At 47.5% G+C, this 1,689-nt stretch carries 2 protein-coding genes; both read left to right on the forward strand.

Annotation, left to right across the window (positions count from 1 at the left end):
- Positions 1 to 70: 70 nt before the first annotated feature.
- Positions 71 to 745 carry a helix-turn-helix domain-containing protein gene (locus tag EKN00_RS10745; RefSeq protein WP_127850217.1) on the forward strand — a complete coding sequence of 225 codons (675 nt, stop codon included), beginning with the start codon at positions 71 to 73 and terminating at the stop codon, positions 743 to 745.
- Entirely contained in the window at positions 742 to 1,635 is an 894-nt protein-coding gene (locus EKN00_RS10750) for an IS3 family transposase (RefSeq protein WP_127850218.1), read from the forward strand. The genes EKN00_RS10745 and EKN00_RS10750 overlap by 4 nt, the downstream gene beginning before the upstream one ends.
- Positions 1,636 to 1,689: the final 54 nt, after the last annotated feature.

A 1,689-nucleotide genomic window follows, 5' to 3' on the forward strand; every position in this document is an offset into this window, starting at 1 on the left:
TGCGATAATCCCTTTGTGGTTGTCAGATGAAATATCATAATTCATCTGATGATTACGGAGGGATTTTTGCATGCCCAAAACTAGACATACGGCCGAAGAAAAATTTGTCATCTTGGAAAAGCTCAGACATTCAGGCATCGGAATGTGCACCTTTTCCAAGCAATGCGGAGTTAATCGTACTACTTTGAAAAGCTGGCAAGATTTGTATGCCCGTGATGGCCTTGAAGGTCTGCAAAGGCCGCCTAGGAGCAAGCATTACACAGCTTTGCTTAAGCACGCGGCGGTACTGGCATATCAGACTGGAGAAGGGTCCCTTGCGGAACTAACAATCCGATTTGGTTTACGCTCGAGCAAGCAACTAAGAGATTGGATTTCCAGGTATAATGGGGGAAAACCTTTGACGGCATCGCCGTCGAGAAAGCAGGTTCCCACGATGAGTCGAAAAACAACCTTTGAGGAACGTATCGAAGTGGTCGAGTACGTGACTAAAGACAAGCATAGCTATGCCGAGGCCGCAGAGCATTTCCAAATCTCCTACCAGCAAGCTCGCTCCTGGGTGCTCAAGGCTAAAGATGGCGGTTATGAAGCCCTGAAGGACAACCGCGGACATCGCAAGGCAGAAGCTAATCTCAGCGAGACAGACAAACTCAAACTTGAAGTCCGTCAACTCAAGGCAGAACTCAGAGACAAAGAATTGATTGAGGCTTTCGCAAAAAAATTGCTGGAACTTCAGCACAAGGGGTGAACAAACAACATCGACTGGCTTACCACGCAATCAAGGAGGTCAGTCACGGCAAACGCGGCGCAATCACAACGTTACTGGCAGTTGTTGGGGTGAGCCGTCAGGCTTATCGCCAAGGCCTAAACCGCACAGAAACAACCTGGGAGAGTAACAATCGATTGCTCAAAGAACGAACTCAATACTGGTTCGACTTTCATCATCAGGGAATCGGCGCAGGAACATTACTGACTAACCTTCAACAAGATGTATTAGTTTCCTTCCCTGTTACCCTTAAACAAGTCAAGCGTGTCATGCGCGAGCTTGGGATTCGGTGCCAGATTCGCGTTAAAAAACGCAACCGGGTGAAGCAGCGTGAACAGTTCACTCAAGACAATATCCTCAACCAGAAGTTTACTGTAGACAGGCCTAATCAGGTTTGGTTATCCGATTCGACCGAGCTCGTTTATGGTGTGAATGGTGATTACAAAGTACGCCTGAGCGGCGTTTTAGACCTTTACGGTCGCCGCCTTCTGGCATTTAACTTGAGCGATACTGAGACAGCTGAAGCGGAAATCCAAGTCTTTAAACGGGCTTTTACCGCATCGGGAGACGTTCATCCAATGGTGCACACCGATCGAGGTTCCGCCTACACATCCGGTGCCTTTAATCACTACCTAAGCCAATTTAAGGTTGTTCGCAGTATGTCACGACCTGGCAAGCCTTATGACAATTCGCCGATGGAGCGGTGGTGGAATGAGTTCAAGTTACGATGGATGGACCGTCATCCAATGGCTAAGACGTATGAGGAACTGATCAAGCTGGTGGAAGAGGGAATTCACTACTTCAACCACCTAAATCGTTCAGAGCAGAGAAATGGCCTCACCCCAGATGAATACTGGAGTGAAGCCATTTAGAAATAGACAAAACTTTATATTATTTCATCTGTCAACTTGACAGGGCCTAGTGCA

This window comes from Lacticaseibacillus hulanensis (assembly GCF_004010095.1).
Classification (GTDB): Bacteria; Bacillota; Bacilli; order Lactobacillales; family Lactobacillaceae; genus Lacticaseibacillus; species Lacticaseibacillus hulanensis.

What these genes read in the sequence shown, in the direction of transcription:
- EKN00_RS10745 (WP_127850217.1), top strand. Translation starts at nt 71, where the DNA reads ATGCCCAAAACTAGACATACGGCCGAAGAAAAATTTGTCATCTTGGAA.